This window comes from Exiguobacterium sp. Leaf187 (assembly GCF_001423925.1).
Taxonomy (GTDB): domain Bacteria; phylum Bacillota; class Bacilli; order Exiguobacteriales; family Exiguobacteriaceae; genus Exiguobacterium_A; species Exiguobacterium_A indicum.
Map to the genome: position 1 here is coordinate 622,052 of NZ_LMPR01000009.1, position 20,105 is coordinate 642,156.

The 20,105-nt window shown below is 47.2% G+C and carries 18 protein-coding genes; 10 read left to right on the plus strand and 8 right to left on the minus strand.

Annotated elements, in window-relative coordinates; all coding sequences use genetic code 11:
• Positions 1 to 34 precede the first annotated feature (34 nt).
• From ASF99_RS07450 to ASF99_RS07470, 5 genes are read right to left on the minus strand one after another with little or no spacing between them, the layout of a single operon-like run.
• Positions 35 to 1,345, minus strand: coding sequence for a HAMP domain-containing sensor histidine kinase (locus ASF99_RS07450; protein WP_055968244.1), 1,311 nt, complete (start codon positions 1,343 to 1,345; stop codon positions 35 to 37).
• Complete coding sequence (locus tag ASF99_RS07455; protein WP_055968246.1) at positions 1,342 to 2,013, minus strand: response regulator transcription factor; 672 nt, start codon at positions 2,011 to 2,013, stop codon at positions 1,342 to 1,344. The genes ASF99_RS07450 and ASF99_RS07455 overlap by 4 nt, the downstream gene beginning before the upstream one ends.
• Positions 2,014 to 2,029: 16 nt before the next feature.
• Positions 2,030 to 3,175: an ABC transporter permease gene (locus ASF99_RS07460; protein ID WP_055968247.1), complete on the minus strand. Its 1,146-nt coding sequence runs from the start codon at positions 3,173 to 3,175 to the stop codon at positions 2,030 to 2,032.
• Positions 3,172 to 3,849, minus strand: coding sequence for an ABC transporter ATP-binding protein (locus ASF99_RS07465; protein ID WP_055968249.1), 678 nt, complete (start codon positions 3,847 to 3,849; stop codon positions 3,172 to 3,174). Before ASF99_RS07465 ends, ASF99_RS07460 begins: the two co-directional genes overlap by 4 nt.
• Complete coding sequence (locus ASF99_RS07470; protein ID WP_055968251.1) at positions 3,849 to 4,706, minus strand: efflux RND transporter periplasmic adaptor subunit; 858 nt, start codon at positions 4,704 to 4,706, stop codon at positions 3,849 to 3,851. The genes ASF99_RS07465 and ASF99_RS07470 overlap by 1 nt, the downstream gene beginning before the upstream one ends.
• A 168-nt stretch (positions 4,707 to 4,874) precedes the next feature.
• Between ASF99_RS07470 and ASF99_RS07475 the strand changes: the two genes are divergently transcribed.
• The 8 genes from ASF99_RS07475 to ASF99_RS07510 all read left to right on the plus strand — a co-directional run bounded on the left by ASF99_RS07475 (position 4,875) and on the right by ASF99_RS07510 (position 16,381).
• Positions 4,875 to 5,570, plus strand: coding sequence for an ABC transporter ATP-binding protein (locus ASF99_RS07475; RefSeq protein ID WP_023468400.1), 696 nt, complete (start codon positions 4,875 to 4,877; stop codon positions 5,568 to 5,570).
• A 27-nt stretch (positions 5,571 to 5,597) separates the two neighbouring features.
• Complete coding sequence (locus tag ASF99_RS07480) at positions 5,598 to 6,368, plus strand: hypothetical protein (RefSeq protein WP_055968253.1); 771 nt, start codon at positions 5,598 to 5,600, stop codon at positions 6,366 to 6,368.
• A 19-nt stretch (positions 6,369 to 6,387) separates the two neighbouring features.
• Entirely contained in the window at positions 6,388 to 9,033 is a 2,646-nt protein-coding gene (locus ASF99_RS07485; RefSeq protein ID WP_055968254.1) for an ABC transporter permease, read from the plus strand.
• Between the two features lie 52 nt (positions 9,034 to 9,085).
• Positions 9,086 to 9,502 carry an NUDIX hydrolase gene (locus ASF99_RS07490; protein WP_055968256.1) on the plus strand — a complete coding sequence of 139 codons (417 nt, stop codon included), beginning with the start codon at positions 9,086 to 9,088 and terminating at the stop codon, positions 9,500 to 9,502.
• A gap of 14 nt (positions 9,503 to 9,516) precedes the next feature.
• Positions 9,517 to 12,144, plus strand: coding sequence for an ABC transporter permease (locus ASF99_RS07495; protein WP_055968258.1), 2,628 nt, complete (start codon positions 9,517 to 9,519; stop codon positions 12,142 to 12,144).
• Positions 12,145 to 12,161: 17 nt separating this feature from the next.
• Positions 12,162 to 12,689 carry an HAD-IIIA family hydrolase gene (locus ASF99_RS07500; RefSeq protein WP_023468405.1) on the plus strand — a complete coding sequence of 176 codons (528 nt, stop codon included), beginning with the start codon at positions 12,162 to 12,164 and terminating at the stop codon, positions 12,687 to 12,689.
• 482 nt (positions 12,690 to 13,171) lie between these two features.
• Positions 13,172 to 15,097 carry a hypothetical protein gene (locus ASF99_RS07505; RefSeq protein WP_055968260.1) on the plus strand — a complete coding sequence of 642 codons (1,926 nt, stop codon included), beginning with the start codon at positions 13,172 to 13,174 and terminating at the stop codon, positions 15,095 to 15,097.
• Positions 15,098 to 15,127: 30 nt separating this feature from the next.
• Positions 15,128 to 16,381: a hypothetical protein gene (locus tag ASF99_RS07510; protein WP_055968262.1), complete on the plus strand. Its 1,254-nt coding sequence runs from the start codon at positions 15,128 to 15,130 to the stop codon at positions 16,379 to 16,381.
• Between the two features lies 1 nt (position 16,382).
• On the opposite strand, the gene ASF99_RS07515 is transcribed toward ASF99_RS07510, so the two are convergent.
• Positions 16,383 to 16,913 carry a hypothetical protein gene (locus tag ASF99_RS07515; RefSeq protein WP_055968264.1) on the minus strand — a complete coding sequence of 177 codons (531 nt, stop codon included), beginning with the start codon at positions 16,911 to 16,913 and terminating at the stop codon, positions 16,383 to 16,385.
• Positions 16,910 to 17,497, minus strand: a complete 588-nt coding sequence (locus ASF99_RS07520) for a TetR/AcrR family transcriptional regulator (protein WP_055968266.1) — start codon at positions 17,495 to 17,497, stop codon at positions 16,910 to 16,912. Before ASF99_RS07520 ends, ASF99_RS07515 begins: the two co-directional genes overlap by 4 nt.
• 153 nt (positions 17,498 to 17,650) lie before the next feature.
• Between ASF99_RS07520 and ASF99_RS07525 the strand changes: the two genes are divergently transcribed.
• On the plus strand, positions 17,651 to 18,367 hold the full coding sequence (locus ASF99_RS07525) for an ABC transporter ATP-binding protein (RefSeq protein ID WP_055968268.1): 717 nt from the start codon (positions 17,651 to 17,653) through the stop codon (positions 18,365 to 18,367).
• Positions 18,367 to 19,395, plus strand: a complete 1,029-nt coding sequence (locus ASF99_RS07530; RefSeq protein ID WP_055968270.1) for an ABC transporter permease — start codon at positions 18,367 to 18,369, stop codon at positions 19,393 to 19,395. The genes ASF99_RS07525 and ASF99_RS07530 overlap by 1 nt, the downstream gene beginning before the upstream one ends.
• On the opposite strand, the gene ASF99_RS07535 is transcribed toward ASF99_RS07530, so the two are convergent.
• On the minus strand, positions 19,396 to 20,097 hold the full coding sequence (locus ASF99_RS07535; RefSeq protein ID WP_055968272.1) for a hypothetical protein: 702 nt from the start codon (positions 20,095 to 20,097) through the stop codon (positions 19,396 to 19,398). It lies immediately after the preceding gene.
• Positions 20,098 to 20,105 lie beyond the last annotated feature (8 nt).

The following is a 20,105-nucleotide window of genomic DNA, read 5'->3' on the forward strand; positions in this document are numbered from 1 at the left end:
CGTGTAAGTCCGCGCTCCTTTTCGTCTGTCATCATTAACGCGTCTCGTGCGCCGTTAACGTAACGGTCACGATTGCGCCTTGCTCCGACTGATTCCTAATCGTCAACTCACCGTCATGTAAATCAATGATTCGTTTAACGATCGATAATCCAAGACCATGTCCTTCATTCGCTCGTGATTGTTCGCCCTGATAAAAGCGATCAAACACGTACGGTAAATCCTGTTCTGCGATTCCCGGTCCTTCATCGCGGATCGTGACACGAATGTTCTCTCCTTCACTTAAGGTCACTTCTAACACTCCCGACCCTGGCGAAAACCGAATCGCGTTCTCAAGCAGATTCAGCCAGACGTGCTGCATCAGTTCCTCTTCCCACTCGACGGACATTTCTGGTAAATCAAGCTTCAGTCGAAGTGATTTCTCCGTCCACTGCTGTTCCAGTAGTAAAAGACATGTCCGAAGTTGTTCATCAAGGCGATACCGTTTCCGCTCGATGATCGTCTGATGATCAAGTCGCGACAAGCGGACGAGATTCGACGTCAAGCGTGATAGACGGGTGCTCTCTTGCTCCATGATCGTCAAGTACTGCTGCCGTTTATCCGAGTTTTCTTCTGTCAGTAACAACCTAGAAAATCCTTGAATCGAAGCAATCGGTGTCTTCAGCTCATGCGAGATCGAAGCGACGAGATCCTTTGCGAGATGGTCGTTTCGTCGCAGTGCTTCAGTCATGTGGTTGAAGTTTTCAACGAGGAGCGCGACCTCATCATTTCCACCTTCCTTGATCGAGACATCATAGTTCCCGTTCGTCACTTCAATCGCCGCTTCACTGATGCTACGAATCCGTCGTGTCACGAGCGTGACGGCAAGCCAGGTCAGGATGAAGGCGACGCCGATCGTGATGACGATACCGATTCCAGCTGACGTTCGTAATCCGTCAAGGATGCGTTGTCCGGCAATCGGTGTCGAGACGAGATATCCTGTCTCCGTTTGGCGAATGTATTGCGACGGTTCGAGCCACGTTCCATCGATCGTGATTTCACCCTTTTGCTGTAACTGGTCACGTTCTGACGACGATAATGATTGTACTTGATTGAGCGACGTGTATTGTGTCGTTTGAATTAAAGACTGATCCATATACTGACTCGCCTCAGCGAACGACAGGCTTTGGTCTTGCATCAATCGTTCAATCTGATCCGTTCGTTGTTGCAATTGATTATTTAGGTCTTGATCGACTTCTTGGAACTGGAACCAGACCGTCATGATGAACGGTAATAGCAGTGGTAGTAACAATAAACCGAAGAGGATGACGAAAAAGCGACCAGAGATCGAGCGGACGAAGCGTTTCACTGGATCACTCCCTTATAACCGAGTCCCCAGACCGTCTCGATCGTAAAATCATCATAGGCGCTGAACTTGTCACGCAACCGCTTGATGTGGACATCGACCGTCCGAATGTCGCTCTCGGCATCATATCCCCAAATCTCGTCCATCAATTGCTGACGCGTAAAAATCTGCTTCGGATGTGCGAGCAAGCGATAGAGCAGTTGAAACTCCTTTTGTGGTAACGGTATCTCACCATGAGGCGTTACGACCGTTGCGTCCGTCATTCGTAGTTGCAGGGCGCCGACGATTAATTCTTGCGCTGCTACGATCTTTGACCGGCGTAACAGCGCTCGGATCCGCAGTAACAGTTCGTCCAAATCAACCGGCTTGACCATATAATCATCGGCACCGGTCGTGAACCCGGCTTCCTTATCCTGAAAGGAATCCAGCACCGTCAACATCAAGACAGGTTGTTCGTACCCGGATTCACGCAGCAATTCAACTAGTTCGATCCCTGAAACGTGTGGCATCATCACATCCGTCACGACGAGATCGACGTGTTGTTGATCGAGTTGGTCGAGTGCGTCTTTCCCGTCTCTCGATTCAATCACCGTAAAGCCGGCGGACCGGAGTGTCTCGCCTAATAGTAGACGGACATTCCGGTCATCTTCGGCAATCAAAATCGTTACCATCGTCCTCCTCCTTCACTTAAACATTTCGTAAGGCTTCGATCGGATTCAAACGAGATGCCTTTCGCGCTGGCATGTAACCGAACAAGACGCCGACACCGATCGAGAATCCGGCGGCAAGCAGAATCGTGCTCACGGAGAGTGTGAACGGTGTACTGATCATCAGACTGACGCCAAATGCGAGCATCGCTCCGACAAGAATCCCCATCACTCCACCCATCAAGGACAGTAGAATCGATTCCAAGAGGAACTGAAGGCGGATCGTACGTGGTTTCGCACCGAGTGCTTTTCGTAAGCCAATCTCCGTCGTTCGTTCCGTGACCGAGACGAGCATCATGTTCATGATGCCGATCCCGCCGACGATCAAGGAAATCGACGCAATACCTGTCAACAAGAGCGAGAGCATCGTATTGATTTGGTCAATCGAATCGAGGGCTTCATCCAAGCTGACGATGTCATACGTATCGTCGCGTCCGTTATAGAACTGGTACAGCTTTGCCGTGACATCCCGTTTGACGGTCGCGACGTCAGCTGCGTCCGTCTTGAAGATATCCACTTGCTTAACGGCTGTCACTCCAAGCGTCCGCAAGGCCGTCGTATAGGGAATGACGATTTGGTCGCTATCCGCGTCGCTGATACCGACGATCCGGTAATCGAGTCCATCAAGCTTGATCGTCTTACCGATCGCGACCTGACCCGGATAGAGTGTTCGGGCGACGGATGGACTGACGACGGCGACATGCGTCTGTTGTTTTACATCACTGATGACGATGCCGCGTCCTTGCGGGACATCTTCAGATTCCCGGTAATAGATGTGATTTCGCCCTTCGATCGTCACTTGGTCGAGTGAATGATTTTCGACACGGATGTTCCGAACCGTCGAGACGGTCGGTGAGACACCGCGTGTTCCTTTAATCGTGTTTAACTCTTCCAGTTGTGCAGGTGATAATCCTTCTTTCAACGGCGTCTCTGTCGTTTGGACCGTTAATTTATTGGCACCGAACGAGGCGACCTCTTCATTGATTGAGGCCGTTGCGCCGTTGACGATTGAAATCAAGGCGATGATCGATGCGACACCGATGATGACACCAAGCGTCGTCAAAAACGACCGCATCTTATGATGCCAGATATTCGACCATGCCATCCGTAACGTTTCGCGAATCATGTCGTCACCTCCGTCACCTGACCATCTTCGATCCGGATGATCCGGCGGGCTTGCTTAGCAATATTGACATCGTGTGTGATCATGATGATCGTCTTCCCTTCCTCTGAGAGGCTCTCGAACAACTCCATGATTTGTTTCCCTGTCTTTTGATCGAGCGCTCCGGTCGGCTCATCAGCGAGTAAAATCGTCGGTCGCGTCACGAGCGCCCGGGCAATCGCAACCCGTTGTTGTTGACCACCGGACAATTGACTTGGTAAGGCATCGGCTTTATCTGTCAATCCGACACGTTCCAGGAGCTCAAGCGATCGCGCGCGGCGCTCTTTGCGCGAGACGCCGGCATAGATGAGCGGTAATTCGACGTTTTGTAAGACACTCATGCGCGGTAGCAACTGGAATTGTTGAAAGATGAAGCCAATTTCTTCGTTGCGAATCGTCGCTAGCTGATCCTCGGATAGATCGTGGACGAGCTGCTCCTGCAAACGATAGACGCCGTTTGAAGCGACATCGAGGCATCCGATGATATTCATCAGTGTTGATTTTCCTGAACCCGAAGGTCCGAGGATCGTCACATATTCACCAGCCTCGATCGTCAGCGATACTCGATCGAGGACGATGTGACGATTGGTTCCTTCGCCATAAGCTTTTTGGATTTCATGCAAGTCAACGACCGTCATCAGGATGCACCTCCTGGTGGAGTCGGAAGAAGACCGGAACCACCGTCCTCACTCGGCAGGAAGACTTCGTCTCCGGCGGACAATCCGTCCTTGATTTCAATATCCTGTCCGTCCGTCACGCCCGTCTCGATGTAGTGACGAGTCGTTTCCCCGTCTTTTTTCACATATACATACGGACGATCCGACTTTGAATACGAAATGACATCGAGCGATAAAACAGGTACATCTTGTGCGAGTTGATATGGTAAACGTCCCTCGACCGTCATGCCGGGTAACCAGTTTGACGAGCTCGGTACCGATACCTTTGCATTGAAATACGTACTTCCATTTTCCGTCACAGCTTCCGGACTAATCGATTCGACCTTCCCGTTGATGGTTTTATTAGATGCATCCGTCTGTAGTTCAATCGTATCTTCAACTTCAATCCGTTCGATATCTTGTTCATCAATTTTCAGACGAGCGATCAACGCTTTGTTGTCTGCAACAACGAAGAGGACAGTATTCGGGGCATAAACTTCGCCTTCCGTGACGTCAAGACGAACGATTTGTCCGGAGCGAGGTGCCTTGAAATCTTCTCCTCCTTCGACGCTAACGATCGTTTGACCCGACTTAACGGTATCTCCTTCTTCAAATCGAACATCGGTGACACGGACATCACGATCACTGATGACCGTCTGTCGATCTTTTGCTTCAAGCGTGCCCGAGAAGTAGAAGAATGTTTTTAATGTCTTTGACTCGACGACCTCCTTCGTTCCTTGTGCCTCTCCTCGTCCTAAAAAGAGCGTGGAACCGATTAACAGGAGTACAAGGATAACCCCTCCACTGATCCATAACCATTTCTTGCGTGTTCGTTTCATGTTAAATGCCTCCCTTGATTGGTGTTAATCCGATCATAGGGAGAAGTTATGAACCAACTATGAACAAATGTAAAAAAAGTGGTTGGGTCAAAAATAAAAACGCAATAGACAAAATTTTCTAAAAATAATACACTGAATATAACCAAATTATGTAAAAGGAGTGGTCATATGGATATTACCTTTCAAGATATTTCGCATACATTCGAACGAAGCGGTGTCCGGACCGACGTCTTGCATCAACTAAACGGTCAGTTTTCGCAAAGTGAGGTGACGGCACTCGTCGGTCCATCCGGGTCTGGAAAATCAACGTTCCTGAGTCTCCTTGGTTCGCTTGATCGCCCGACGTCCGGACAGATCCTCTATGACGGGCAGGACATCACGTCTTGGAAGAACAAACGGTTATCGCAATTCCGCTCGCAAGAGATCGGCTTCATCTTCCAGCAGTTTCACTTATTACCGGCACTGACGGTGTCCGAGAACTTAAAGGTCGCCTTGTTAAAGCAAAAGACCTCCTTCAATCAAGAGGAGCGGATTCTCGAGTTGCTCGAACGGGTTGGACTCGACGATAAACGGAATGCTCTACCGGCTCAATTATCCGGTGGACAACAACAACGGGTCGCGATCGCCCGTGCCCTGCTTCATCATCCGCAATGGATTCTCGCGGACGAGCCGACCGGTAATCTCGATTCCGTGACCGGTGACGCAATCTTCGAGTTGTTACTAGAGCTGCATCGTGAAGCTAAATGTGGCGTTTTATTTGTCACACACGACCTAGAACTCGCCGAACGTGCTGACCGGATTCTCTTCATGCAGGACGGACGAATCGTTGAAGATCGCCGGAAGCGCACGGTGCAAAGTGTCTAAGTACTGTTTATAGGGAGGTGTCTCGCGTTGCACACGTTTCGTGCCAAATTAATCACGAGCTTCATCGGCTCACTTGTCGTTTTTCTGTTGCTATCGGTATCGACGCAGTCCGCGTATGAAGCGTTTCAGAATGCGGACTTCTCGGAACAGGAGACGACGATCGTGCGGGGATGTAATCATAACGACTTATCCAATTTATTCTTCACAAAAAACAGTTGTAATTTCGATGAAAAAATTGATGAGAGAGAAGACGGCATCGATTTTGGTGAGTCCGATGAACAAAGTAAAAATACGGGAGGCACACCACGCGATCGAAAAGTAAAGGATCTTCCTTCATTTTCTATTTTGAATGTTGTAGAAAGTTCGTCTTCTTCCAATAAACTTCTCTTCGTCACCGCTGTACTTGTACTCGTTGCTTTCGTAGCATACCGGATTCGTCGTCGGCGTCGACGTTCATCACAGTCACGAGAAGTTGAAAGTGAAGCAAAACATTGGGTCCAACCATCGTCTGAAAGTTATGTCCAACAAACAAACCTTCAATCGATGCTTACTCCGCCTGAAGAATCATTACGCCTGATGCTATTTGATTTTAACCAACGATTACCACGTGCCCTTCAGCGACGAAGTCACGAATCGTTGACAGACTGGACGGAGCGCATTCATCTGGTGACGCCACTCTCACCTTATTTCGTCACTCGCTACGCTGCACAAGCAGAAGTAGAAGCACTCGATGCACAAGCGATTCACCATTTCGAACAAGATCTTGCGCGTTATTTAAAGACGCAGCTCTCCCAATAACAAGCAAAGGAGACTACATATGTTACGCTTCGTCATCAATCAATGGCGTCGGCAGCGCGGGAAATTCATTCTGACGCTCGTCGGTGCGCTCATCATCAGTGCCGGACTCAGTTTGATGTTCAATCTTACCGACTCCAGTCAAGGAACGGTCGAACAAACATTACAAAAGAAATGGTCGTCTGCGTACGACATCGTCGTCCGACCGAAAGGCAGTCAGCTTGCAAGTGAGTCGAATGATTTACTGGAACCGAACTATTTAAATGGGATCGACGGAGGAATTTCCTTCAAACAATACGAAACCATCAAAAAAATGAACGACATTGCAATTGCAGCTCCGGTCGCCGTGATGGGCTATGTCAAACTCGGATTACGTGTCACAGGACAATGGGACCTCCCCAATAAACCTGGCTTTTACCGTTTAAGAGAGACGCTGACATCTCCGAACGGTTTTGGGGAAAAAATTCTTAGCGATGAAGCCATTTATAGTTTCAATGGCAATAAAAACGCACGTATTGCTAATTTGCCAGGAGTCTTTCCAACTAAGTCTACGTCGCGAATCATCCATCCTCGAACATTCAGCTTGCTGGTGGCAATTGATCCTGAAGCTGAAGCCGAGTTAGTGGGTCTTGATCGTAGCATCATTCCTTCAAAAGGAAATAGTCGCTATTTTACTGAAAATGATAAAGCTATCGAAAAAGCAGATCCAAATACGATTCCCATTCTATTAAATCCAAATTCATTCAATCAAGGGACTTTTCAGTATTCAATCGAACGACTAGATGTTCCATTCGATACACAAAAACAACAAAATATATTTTATTCAAAGATTCCAAAGGATTTCACACCTGCGTTTGAGATGCTGAATGAGATTCCAGGTAAAACAATCAAAAAATTTATGATTTCTTCAAAAGATGTCGAACAAAAATTTTTTAGTTCATTAACAAATACTCCAACAAAAAATATTCAATCATCACGATTAGATGATGCAACGATTGCTGATTACTTACAACTCGAAATCACGACTGGACCACTATCATACCAATCTGAAAAAAGTCCTTTTGCCGCGCGTTGGTCAAATGCGTATCAAGTTGAAAGCCAAAAAATTAAAGTCACGAATCCTTATTTGAAGGATATAAACGCTTTACCTAAAATCGGATATCGTTCGACACATTCGTTAGAAAAAAAAATTAAGGATACTATGGGTAGCGGGAATGATGTTTATTATTCTCCCGGCTTTTCGATGAATGTCATCGGACTTTATGACCCTAACAAAATTCGTGTTTCAAAAGATCCACTTAATGAGTTACCGATGGAGACATATCGTCCTTCTTCTGCTGATCTAGTTTTAGATACAAACGGACAACCAATCAATCCAGCTAGATCTATTAATACTTCAGGTGATCCGGTCGGATTACTGACTAACTCACCGAATATGCTGACGACTTTAGACAGCGCACAGCAATATCGAGGCAACAAATCGATCTCGTCAATTCGCCTAAAAATTAAAGGTGGCGAAACACTCAGCGAAGAGTCCGATCAACTCTTACAACAAATCAAAGCAAACATTGAGAAAGATACCAGCCTCATCGCTACAATCACTAAGGGTTCTTCCCCACAACCCGTCGTCACAAAAGTCGTCGAACAAGGCAAGACACTCGGTTGGATCGAACAACCATGGGTTCATATCGGTGCTGCGATGACGATTTTCCGCGAGACGAGCGTCGGGTTCTCCGGTGTCATCTTCGCAATGCTCGCCGTCGCGATCGTCTATGTCCTCGCGACGAGTTATGTCTCGATGCTCGCGCGCAGAAAAGAATTCGCTGTTTTACTCGCACTCGGCTGGCGGACGAAGGATCTTTATAAAATCGTCTTGATTGAGGCAGCGATCCTCGCTGGATTCGTCTCGACGGTTGCCTTAATTGTCGAAGGGATCTTCTCATATGTCCGTAATGAAGCGATGAACGGCTGGAGCCTCCTTTGGATCGCGCTGTTCAGTCTCGTCATTTATCTCGCTGGCGCAACTTGGTCGGCGTGGACGATCCGTCGCATCTCACCATACGAAGCGATCAAGACCGGCGAATACGCGAAAGCAGCTCGTGTCGGACTGAAGCTTCGTTCGACCGCGACACTCGCACTAAAGGAACTGATTGGGAAATGGAAGCGGAACAGTTTGTCGGTCCTCTCGATTGCTTTACCGACGGCGCTCTTGACGTTCTTCCTGTTCGTGACGTTCCATTTACAGGGTGTTCTTTACACTTCGTGGCTCGGTCAGTTCGTTGCCCTGCAAGTCGGACCAATGCATTACGTGACGATGGGTGTTGCGATCACGATCGCTATTTTGACGACAGGAGAGATTATGTGGCAAAACGTCACCGATCGTAGGGCATCGCTCGCCGTCCTAAAAGCACTCGGCTGGACGAACGGCGCAATCCGACAGTTGATCGTCCTTGAAGGCTTCCTCGTCGGTCTCATCTCCGGAGTCATTGGACTGATTGTCGCCTACTCGACGATTTACGTTCTATACGATCTTGTTCCCTGGAATGAGCCGTTGTTGATTGGCGTATCGCTCGCCCTACCGATTCTGTTCGGTGTCATTGCAGCCTTCATCCCAGCACAACTGGCAGCACGTGTTCAACCGTATCAAGAACTGAAAGATGCATCTTAATATTTGGCGGAGGGGCAACAGACGTTGTCCCTCTCTTCACAGGAGGAAGTCTATGTTACCGACATCGATTTATTCGTTATCAGCAGGAGCGGTCGTCTTGAATGACCAAAACGAGATTCTTTTGATCCAAGGACCGGATCGCGGCTGGGAGTTTCCGGGTGGCATCGTCGAGCCTGGGGAAAGTGCAGCTGACGGTATCATTCGCGAAGTCAAAGAAGAGTCTGGAATTGAGATTGAAATCGTGAAATTTTGCGGCATCTATCAAAACCTCGAGGCGAATGTCTGTGCGACCTGTTGGCTTGCAAAAGCGATTGGTGGTCAACCGCAGACGAGCAGTGAAAGTTTAGCAGTCGGTTTTTTCCCGCTCGAAGAAGTGTTACGACGCGTAACGTGGTCGAACTTCAGCGAACGAATCTTACATATCTTAGATGAACAGTCTCATCCATTTTTCGTGGCCTTTACCCCATAAAAGGAGGAATGACGATGTTCCGTTTTGTCTTAAATCAATGGCGCCGGCAGCGTGGGAAATTCATCCTGACGCTTGTCGGCGCGCTGATCATCAGTGCCGGGCTCAGTTTGATGTTCAACTTGACCGATTCCAGTCAAGGAACGGTCGAACAGACGTTACAAAAGAAATGGTCGTCTGCGTATGATATCGTCGTGCGACCGAAAGGCAGTCAGATGTCGACCGAGTCGAGTAAGTTACTCGAACCGAATTATCTGAATGGGATTAACGGAGGGATTTCATTCAAACAGTATCAACAAATCAAACAAATGAATGCGATTGATATCGCAGCCCCGGTTGCTGTCATGGGGTACGCCAATATCGGCATCTCGATTCCAAATCAAATTCACTTTCCAGACAAGCCTGGTATTTATCGACTGAGTAATTCACATTATGGTGCTGGTGGATTTTCGAAAGAACTCATCGCACAGGATGGTGCCTACTTTTCAACTATGGAAGAGCCGCTCGTTCCTCCGAATACGCGATTGATCCATCTTCAAGATCCGAAAGGTTTTTCATCCATACAACCCTTTACCTATAGTCTTATCGTCGGAATCGATCCGGAGGCGGAAGCGCAACTCGTCGGTTTGGATAAGAGCATCCTGAATCAAAAGAAGTTTCGTTACTTCAACCAGGAGGATGTCCCCTCAGCCAGCAAGAAGAGTTCCAATGAATTCAATATCCCGGTATTGATTAATCCAAAATCCTTCAATACGGGATATAGTCAATTTAAGTTAGAACAAGTTAACGTCGATCTGAAAACGAAACAAGCACGCGACACATTATATCAACGACTAGCTCAATCGAACGCTCCTCAACCTCTCGATCAAGAAAAACGAAAGATCATCCAAGACATTAAAGTCGATGCTTCTAAAGTCGAGAGCGCTTTTTTTGATTCCCTACTCGGTCAAAAAACTAAGGTACTTCCGCATTCGGAAGCAAATACTAACGCTCAACTCGTCGCCCAGACAGGCTCATTGACTTATCAAACGGTGAAGAGTCCGTTCCCTACACGATGGGAGAATGCTTATGAAGTACACACAGCACCTACTGCATTCAAAAATGCTATATTACCATCCTCTTATCTTCCGAAGCGTGGCTTCCGGACGGTAGATTCTTATGAAATAAAAATGAAAAAATCGGATGGATCTACTTTTAAGTCAATGAATCCTTATCTGACGTTTAATGTCGTCGGTTTGTATGATCCGAACAAGATCAATGTCTCCAAAGATCCATTGAACGAATTACCAATGGAGACCTATCGACCATCGGCTGCGAGTATCGTACTTGACTCAAAAAATGAACCAGTCAATCCTGCCCAACCGATCAACACGACCGGGAATCCAATTGGTCTGTTGACGAACTCTCCAAACGTTCTTACGACAGTCGATAGTGTCCAAAAGGTGATGGGCGATCAATCGATTTCATCGATCCGGTTAAAAGTAAAGGGTGCTTCTTCTGTCGGTGAACAATCAGATAAAACCTTACAACGTATCAAGTCGGAAATCGAACGAGAGACTGGTCTTATCGCTACGATCACCAAAGGTTCCTCTCCTCAACCCGTCGTTACGAAGGTTGTCGATGACGGGAAGACGCTCGGTTGGATCGAACAACCATGGATCCACATCGGTGCTGCGATCACGATCTTCCGTGAGACGAGCGTCGGGTTCTCAGGTGTCATCTTTGCGATGCTCGCCGTCGCCGTCGTCTATGTCCTCGCGACGAGTTATGTCTCGATGCTCGCCCGCCGGAAAGAGTTCGCTGTTTTACTGGCACTTGGCTGGCGGACGAAGGACCTCTACAAAATCGTCTTGATCGAAGCGGTGATCCTCGCCGGATTCGTCTCAACGATTGCATTGATCGTCGAAAGCATCTTCTCATATGTCCGTAATGAAGCGATGAACGGCTGGAGTCTTCTTTGGATCGCGCTGTTCAGCCTCTTCATCTACCTGGCTGGTGCAATCTGGTCAGCGTGGACGATTCGCCGGATCTCGCCGTATGAAGCAATCAAGACCGGTGAATACGCGAAAGCAGCTCGTGTCGGGCTGAAACTTCGTTCGACGGTGACACTCGCACTGAAGGAATTGATTGGGAAATGGAAACGAAACAGTTTGTCGGTCCTCTCGATTGCTCTACCGACGGCACTGCTGACGTTCTTCTTATTCGTGACGTTCCATTTACAGGGTGTTCTTTACACATCGTGGCTCGGTCAATTCGTTGCCTTGCAAGTCGGTCCGATGCATTACGTGACGATGGGTGTTGCGATCACGATCGCTATTTTGACGACCGGAGAGATTATGTGGCAAAACGTCACCGATCGCCGCGCCTCACTCGCCGTCTTAAAAGCACTCGGCTGGACGAACGGCGCGATCCGTCAATTGATCGTCCTTGAAGGTTTCTTTATCGGTTTCTTTTCCGGTATCGGCGGACTTTTAATCGCTTACACGACAATTTATACACTATACGATCTTGTTCCGTGGAATGAACCGTTATTGATAGCCGTATCGCTTGCCCTACCGATTCTGTTCGGTGTCATCGCAGCTTTCATGCCAGCACAACTAGCAGCACGTGTGCAACCATACCAAGAACTAAAAGATGCTTCCTAAACTAAGGAGTTGTACACATGGATTCTATTCAAGCAATATTTCTTGACCGAGACGGAACGATTGGCGGAGATGCCACCGTCCACTACCCTGGAACGTTTGCGTTATTTCCTTACGTTCCTTCGCTAATCGAACGCTTACGTTATCATGGGATTTTACTGATTGCGTTTACGAATCAACCTGGTATCTCAAAAGGATTCGCGCGTGAAGAAGATTTTCAAACAGAATTACAGGGCTTCGGCTTTGATGATACGCTGATTTGTCCGCATGCAGCGGAAGATCACTGCACCTGTCGCAAACCATCACCAAATTTATTATGGCAAGCACAAGTAAAACACAATCTCCGACTCGATCAATGTGTCGTCATCGGGGACCGATGGAGTGATATGGTGGCAGCTGCGCACGCCGGGTGTATCAAAATCTTAGTCCGAACCGGTGCCGGGGAGAGCTCCATTCGTGATTACGCTGACCGGGTGGAACAAGCAAACGTCGACTATATTGCCGACGACTTGACGGACGCGATCGCTTGGCTCGATACGCAAAACTAAACAAACAAAAAGGCGCGCTTCCACAATCGGAAGTAGCGCCTTTGTTATTTCTTCGAACGTTTTGGTTGAGAAGATGCGTAGACACTAACCGATAACACAAATAAGATTGCAAACCATGTCCAAAATGACATGTTATCGCCTCCTTTAAATAATGCGTAGGTACTTTAACTATCTTCTTTTTATTACCAATAAATCCCTGCAATCATTTATTAGCAATTTTTCGTAATAGATAAAGCGCGTAGATGATCTATGGAACAGCCATCGCTATGAAGATGATATGGACACTTCCGAATAACACGTTCATAGCTAGATTAAAATCTGACAATTTTGTTTCCTCCTATATTTCAATAGTTCTCTGTATTTATTCTACTATAATAATGCATTCACTATATTTTGAACTCTTACAATTATGTAATAATTTTCAATTACCCTTCCTTATGAAGGGATTCACGTTACACTGAACGTACGAAACAGAGGTGAACATGTTGCAATTAACATTTGAGTACATGCCTTATCATTACGATGATGATCTTCAATTGATTCTAAATGATTTTTCAGACCCTGATAATCTGCGCTTCGTCATCGAACAAGACTACATGTCAGCTTTTAGCATCTTTACGAATCCAGACGATGAATCCTCCTCGTTTGAAAGTTCATTTCTTGAGCAGTGGTTTCATCGATTACAAGCTTTCCCACTATTCGTCTGTGTAGAGGTGAATCGTTATGACGAAGAAGAGTTTGAAGCGTTATGTCGCTTTTGTTCGATTACATATAATGATTTAACACCACTTGCGGACAAACATTTCATCGTCGTTGAGCTGCAGCATGTTACCGATTTTCAACACCTGTATTCTTACTTACATTCCCACGTGAGTTGGAATGATCTTGTCATCTGGTCGACCAAACCAAATGTCTTCCGGATTGAATACCGAACGCACTACTACTCCGGGAGACCAGAAAAAACGGTCATCGTCTCCATGCAGGAAAACATGTCTATCTTTGCGTTCAGCTACGATGCAGATGTCGTGAATGTTGTTTCAAATCAACCGTTTTTCGAGACAGCCGATCGCTTATTCCAAACCTTACCTGACTTCGTCATTCCAACCTTAGTTGACGACACGGAGGACATACAAAAAAAAGGAGTGAACGGCTTGCATGCCCTAACAAAACAGCTAACTGAATACATGCTCGAGAAATATCGGTTAACCAATTATATACTCCATGAATCGTACTACGATCGACACAAACTGAACGACCAAACCGTTTACTCTTTTGAAACGTTTTGGATTCCCTCTGGTACATCGATCATCGAGGAAGAGGATGGCGTGATGCTTCCTAAAGGAACCGTGCAGATTACAATTGAACCTGTCACGAAACGAACGACGACGTTATCCTTACACGGTCCGACCTATCTCCATTCCGTGCCTGACGATTTACGTGATCCAACCACTCGGATCGCTTGGCTCGAATCAGAGACCGACATGATCCATGGTACGCATTTTATGCTCGAAGAAGAAAACGACACTTTTTTCAGTTATGTGAGTTGTCACGAAGGGATTCGGCTGTCTCCCGGTTGTTTCATTCATCTGACGTTAACGGAAAACGGTCAGCTCGATGAGTTGTTCCTATATGGTCCTCATCCGCTTGATCATCGTGTGAATCAGGAACCTTTCACTTTAACGCTCGAGGACATCGACTCGCTAGCTAAACAACAAATAAAGTGGTTCTCCTATACAAAACCAGGACATCAATACGCGCATACTGTCGTCGAGACGATCGTGACGCAAGAAGGATCAAGCCTTGTGCCTAGTAAACTGGATTTCACGTCGTCTATCGAAGTGAATGATGTGTTATCTTGGACAGGTTTACCGTCAAAGATGCATGAACGGTATCCGTATCAGTCTGGAGAAACCGTGACGGCAAATGACGTGATCACGCAGACCGAACATCCTGATTTTCGTCCAATCCAGCAAGAGACGGTGAACGCTTGTCGCATCGTGATTAAAGACATCATTCAAAGCGAGTACCCTGCCGATTCAGGACAATGGATGATTCGTCACATCTACCGGCAACATCCCTACCTTGCTGTCACATTGTCACGCGCGCATCCGACGTCCTATGTTGATCAGCATCGGCGCGTCACGATTTTCCTTGACGAAAAGACGCTTCACTGGATTAGCTTGACCGACGATCAGGAACTCCATACCGTGTTCGATTCCGTTAGCGCACCGGAGCTCGAGGATGAGCAGCAAGACATCATCTTCAACGCATTACGTCCGTACCTTTTACTCACGCCGCGTTATGTGTTTGCCGCTTCAAAAGGTCAATACGTTCTTTGTGGCTTGCTTGATTCAAATCATGCTTACTTACCGGCAACAAATGAAGTCGTTTTATTGCGCAATCTATAAAGTGAAGATAGATACGAAGGAGTGAACGAGTTGCATCCATTAACGAAAGATTTAATCTCCCATATTCAAGATAAATATCAACTGAACGATTATGTTTTACATGAATCCTTCTATCACCGCGAAAAATTTCATGGTGAAACGCAGTATTCGTTTGAGACATGTTGGTTCCCCATCAATCACGGTCCATGGTCTGAAGACGAGAGTTATCCAGACGGTACGATTGAGATCCAAGTCGATACAGTTACACGACGAACGACATCAATCAACAAACATGGTGATGTCACAATTTATTCTCTTCCAGAGGACTTGCGTGATTCAGACACACAGACTTCCTGGCTAGAGCAAGAGTTAGGAATGACGTTCGACCAGGAGTTCATGTTACTGAAGCACCAAGATTCGCTGTATCAGTATGTCAGCTGCCAAAACGGAATTCGCCTCTTCCCTGGTTTTTTCATTTCGCTTGAATTGACGGACGACGGAGCGCTTGATTTTTTCAGTGTGTATGGAACCCCCGCCCTGAGCAACAAGTATCCGACTGAATCGTTTTCACTGTCACCTGTTCAAATCACACCGATCATTACAGAACAGATACGGTTCTTTTCAGCTCCTGGTGATCAACAACGAATACAGGCGCATACAATCGAGGAAATCTTTGTTTCTCAAAACGACTCGCTCACGTATCCCTTTAGTGATCCAGACACTTCGTCCGTTGCCATGAACGAGATCGTGACATGGGACAAACCATCTACGTTCTCCTACACGCGCAAATTGATTAAGCTGAGAGACGCCGTCACGGCACGCGATGCCGAAGCTCAAACGCCACACCCGGATTACCGACCGTTGACCGATGGGACATTGATGACTTGTAAGTCAATTGCTGTAGACCTCATCGCTGCGGAGTATCCTGAGGAGTCAGGAGCGTGGACGATTCAGGAAATCTATCGGGATTTTCCATTCATTAACGTGAAAGTACGCCGGACTCGTGACGACCCAAATCTCGCTCATAAACGTCGTTTGACGATTCTCCTGATTGAAGAAACTTATGAAGTCAGCCTAATCGTTGATAACGAGTCGATTATCGCGCTCTACCATGACTCGTCACAACCGTTGCCTAATAGCGTGCCCAAAGAAGCCATACGTGACGCACTCATGCCTTATCTGACATTAAAGCCATATTATGTCTTCGACCAGGCGCTCGATCAGTACGTCCTCTGCGGACTACTCGACTCCGTTCATGCTTACTTACCGGCAACGAACGAAGTCGTTTTATTGCGCGACTTATGAGTTAGTTCAGCCATTGATCTATCCGATTCCTTATTGCTTTTGGAAGAACGAGTCGTCTCAGCTGTTCCAGTCGCTCATGGTCCACTTCCTGTTTCGTGAGATACTGTTCAATCATCGCGACCTTTTGTTCCCGCCCCGGAATCAGTTGATAGATGACGTACCAATCGACGAGTGCCATGAACGGAAGTTTCGCTGAATCGATCGATTGTTCATCAAACGGATAGACGAACACACCCTCGTCATGGTGTACCTGCAGTCCGCTCATCAAATCGAGATCGATTCCTTCGATGATAAATTCCTGGAACACTTCCGTCGCATAAAGTGACGTCTTGTCTTGTTCGACGACAGTCCCCATGTCCGCCAACAGTTGGACTGCTCGTTCGGCGTCCGCTAATGCGACGACGAGATCAATGTCGAGAGGAGTGACAGGCAGTCCATGGTGGTGTAACAATAATGAACCACCGATCCCAAACTGAATCCGTTCTTGCTGCAAACACGCGACGACTTTTTCTAAGACTTGCTCAATACTCATCGCCGAAACCCTGCCGCTCGAAACGGACCTTCCATCGAAATCGTAAATATGATCCGGGCAATCTCTTCCGGTGATGTCTCGTTTGGATGGCTCAACCAGGATTCGATGACACCGAGATGAGCGGCTGAGAGATAGGCAATGAGATAATTTTCTGGAACGAGCCGTTCTCCTTGTTCCGGTAGTCCCGAGAACAGAATCTGTTGCATGTAATCACGGACCCGCTTCCGAAACATCCCGTCACTCGTCGGACTGAGTAAGATTCGCATCAGCGTTCGGTGTTCATAAAGAAACGTCAGAAACGGAATGATGCGTCGGTACGGTGAGTCCTCTGTTTTGTTGATCAGGACGAACGGAATCTCCCGTTCAAACGTCGCTTCAATCTTTTCAAAAATCTCATTCGTCATCCGCTCGAACAGTTCGTATTTATCCGCGTAATGATGGTAGAACGTCCCGCGGTTGACTTCCGCCCGATTCGTCAACAACTTAATTGTCACGGCGTCAAATCCAACTTCGTCGATCAGCTGAAGGAACGTCTCACGAATCCTCCGGTCGGTCCGAATAACGCGTAAATCCTGTTTTTTCATCGAAATCGCCTCTTTCTTCAACAGTTTGTCGGAATGTGTCGCTTAAGCGACAGATGGACGTCAACTGGTCATTGCTCCCAATTTCTCTCCCTTTTATAATGAAATTAATCAACACGTTGTTCAATAATTATTTTATAAAAGGAGGGAAATAGGATGGATTTACGACTACACGGTGTATCGAAATCGTTTCATCAGCAGACCGTCCTCCAACAGATTGATCTTTTGATTCCGTCCGGTGAGATTTGTGGCTTGCTCGGTCCGTCAGGTTCTGGTAAGACGACGTTGATTCGTTTGATGATTGGTGCGATCCAGGCAGACGCAGGTTCGATTCAGATCGGTGACACTTCGATGCCAAGCTTCAAGATGTTATCGCAGATCGGTTTCATGCCACAAAATGATGCCTTATACGAGGATTTATCGGGGCTTGCGAACCTGCAATTTTTCGGTTCCTTATACAACATGTCCCGTCAGGATTTAGCAAAACGCATCGAGGAGGTCTTGACACTCGTCGATTTAACGAATGATCAAAAAAAGCTCGTTCGCCATTATTCCGGTGGGATGAAGAAACGATTGTCCCTCGCCACCTCAATCTTGCATCGTCCGACGGTCTTATTCCTGGATGAGCCGACCGTCGGGATTGATCCCGTGTTACGCCGCCAGATTTGGAATCAATTCCAAGCGATTCGTGCGCAAGGTACGACGATTGTCGTCTCGACCCACGTCATGGATGAAATCAATGAATGTGACCGGGCGGCACTGATCTATAACGGTCGAATCATCGCCTACGATCCGCTCGACCGTTTGCTCGCACAGACTGAAAACGGTCAGGTCGAGGAACTATTCCTGCTCGCTGGAAAGGACGTGACGTGATGTGGCAACTCGCACGACGGGTCATCCGTCAAACGTTGAACGATAAACGAAGTGTCGGACTCATTTTACTTGCTCCATTATTAATCTTCACCTTGATCTATTTCCTACTTGGAAACGATGATTACACGCCTGTCGTCGCCATCAGTCAAGATGTACCGGCTCCAGTCTCTCAAGCGATCGAAAAACAGGATCTGTCGCTTAAAACATATAACGGCAGCGATGCGGACGCCTATCTCAAGGATCATGAAACAGTCGACGTCGTCTTAGATTTGAAAGACAATCAACTAGCGTTGAACCTTCGCGAACCTTCAACGAAAAGTTCCAAAGCGTTACGCGAGATTCAAGCTGGACTGGCGACCTTTCAGCCGACAATGCAACTCGAGACGAACTATCTGTACGGAAATGTCGATCAATCGACGTTTGATGCGCTCGGTTTCGTCTTTTTATCCTTGTTCTCGTTCTTCTTCGTCTTCATCTTGTCGGCAATGGCACTCGTCAAGGAACGCAGTGGTGGCACGCTCGAGCGGTTGATGATGACACCGATTCGCCAAACCGACGTCATCTTCGGCTATACGCTCGGTTATAGCGTCTTCGCCTCCATCCAGGCGATTCTTGTCGTCCTGTACGCGACGACCGTTCTCGACTTACCGTCTGAAGGTTCAATCATCTGGGTCTTCCTGACGATGCTTGGACTTGCCGTCGTCGCGGTCTTGTTCGGGGCAACGATTTCGATTTTTGCCCAGTCTGAGCTTCAGGTCGTCCAGTTGATTCCCTTTACGATCATTCCGCAAATCTTCTTCTCGGGTTTGATTCCACTCGACTTAATCCCGTACGGACTCGGTAATATCGGATATATCACCCCGATTTTCTACGGAGCGAGCGCGATCAAGGAAGTACTCGTCTACGGCAACGGGTGGTCGAGCATCTGGCCGTACTGGCTCGGACTATTCCTTTATGGTGCAGCACTGTTCCTCTTAAATATGCTCGCCCTTAACAAGTATCGCGGACACCAAAAAAGACACGGCTGATTACACAAGCCGTGTCTGAGTTTGCTCAAGCTGTTCAAGGAAAACAGTCCGTCGAGAGGAATCGAGTGTCTGCTCCGGAATATCAGCATACCGAACGAGCTGATACATCTCTTGCGGAACCGAGACCTCTAAACGTATAAACCACTCCGTCAGCGTCTCATATGTCCGCCGTTGTTGCGCTGGAGTAAGTGACCGATTGAAAGCGCGCACCGCTTCACGAATTTTTGAATCAAGAATGCGTTCTTCTGATGAGGACTGGACTTCAGGCGTTAGCGTTAGCGATAGAGCGGTTCGTTTTGGTTGATGCCTTGGTGGAAATGACCACTGCATGCGGTTGAATCGTTGTCGACGATTCAGGTAGATGATGACTAAAGCGACCATCCAAGGAGCTATACGTGCAATTTGATTAATCGTATCTGTCAAGAAACCTTTCCCAAGCTCAATCGTTTTTTTCTTTTTAGGTTCCTTCCGATATCCTTCGTGCCCGCTTTTGGAAGAATCCGGTTGTTTGATGATGTGTTCTTCTTTCACATAGATGACTTTTTTAGTCGGTAAAATCTTGTCCGGAATATATACCCAGTTTCCTGTCGATTGATCAATCGGCGGATCGATCAATGCCTGATACGATAGTTTTACACCTACGACGCCTAAAAATAGTACTAGGCACGTCATGAAAGTCATTCCAATGATTCGACGTCTCATTTCATCCT

Excerpts from the sequence above, each read along its gene's own strand:
- ASF99_RS07455 (WP_055968246.1), bottom strand. The coding sequence starts at position 2,013 with ATGGTAACGATTTTGATTGCCGAAGATGACCGGAATGTCCGTCTACTA.
- ASF99_RS07460 (WP_055968247.1), bottom strand. The coding sequence starts at position 3,175 with ATGATTCGCGAAACGTTACGGATGGCATGGTCGAATATCTGGCATCAT.
- ASF99_RS07465 (WP_055968249.1), bottom strand. The coding sequence starts at position 3,849 with ATGACGGTCGTTGACTTGCATGAAATCCAAAAAGCTTATGGCGAAGGA.
- ASF99_RS07470 (WP_055968251.1), bottom strand. The coding sequence starts at position 4,706 with ATGAAACGAACACGCAAGAAATGGTTATGGATCAGTGGAGGGGTTATC.
- ASF99_RS07475 (WP_023468400.1), top strand. The coding sequence starts at position 4,875 with ATGGATATTACCTTTCAAGATATTTCGCATACATTCGAACGAAGCGGT.
- ASF99_RS07485 (WP_055968254.1), top strand. The coding sequence starts at position 6,388 with ATGTTACGCTTCGTCATCAATCAATGGCGTCGGCAGCGCGGGAAATTC.
- ASF99_RS07490 (WP_055968256.1), top strand. The coding sequence starts at position 9,086 with ATGTTACCGACATCGATTTATTCGTTATCAGCAGGAGCGGTCGTCTTG.
- ASF99_RS07495 (WP_055968258.1), top strand. The coding sequence starts at position 9,517 with ATGTTCCGTTTTGTCTTAAATCAATGGCGCCGGCAGCGTGGGAAATTC.
- ASF99_RS07500 (WP_023468405.1), top strand. The coding sequence starts at position 12,162 with ATGGATTCTATTCAAGCAATATTTCTTGACCGAGACGGAACGATTGGC.
- ASF99_RS07505 (WP_055968260.1), top strand. The coding sequence starts at position 13,172 with ATGTTGCAATTAACATTTGAGTACATGCCTTATCATTACGATGATGAT.
- ASF99_RS07515 (WP_055968264.1), bottom strand. The coding sequence starts at position 16,913 with ATGAGTATTGAGCAAGTCTTAGAAAAAGTCGTCGCGTGTTTGCAGCAA.
- ASF99_RS07520 (WP_055968266.1), bottom strand. The coding sequence starts at position 17,497 with ATGAAAAAACAGGATTTACGCGTTATTCGGACCGACCGGAGGATTCGT.
- ASF99_RS07525 (WP_055968268.1), top strand. The coding sequence starts at position 17,651 with ATGGATTTACGACTACACGGTGTATCGAAATCGTTTCATCAGCAGACC.
- ASF99_RS07530 (WP_055968270.1), top strand. The coding sequence starts at position 18,367 with ATGTGGCAACTCGCACGACGGGTCATCCGTCAAACGTTGAACGATAAA.
- ASF99_RS07535 (WP_055968272.1), bottom strand. The coding sequence starts at position 20,097 with ATGAGACGTCGAATCATTGGAATGACTTTCATGACGTGCCTAGTACTA.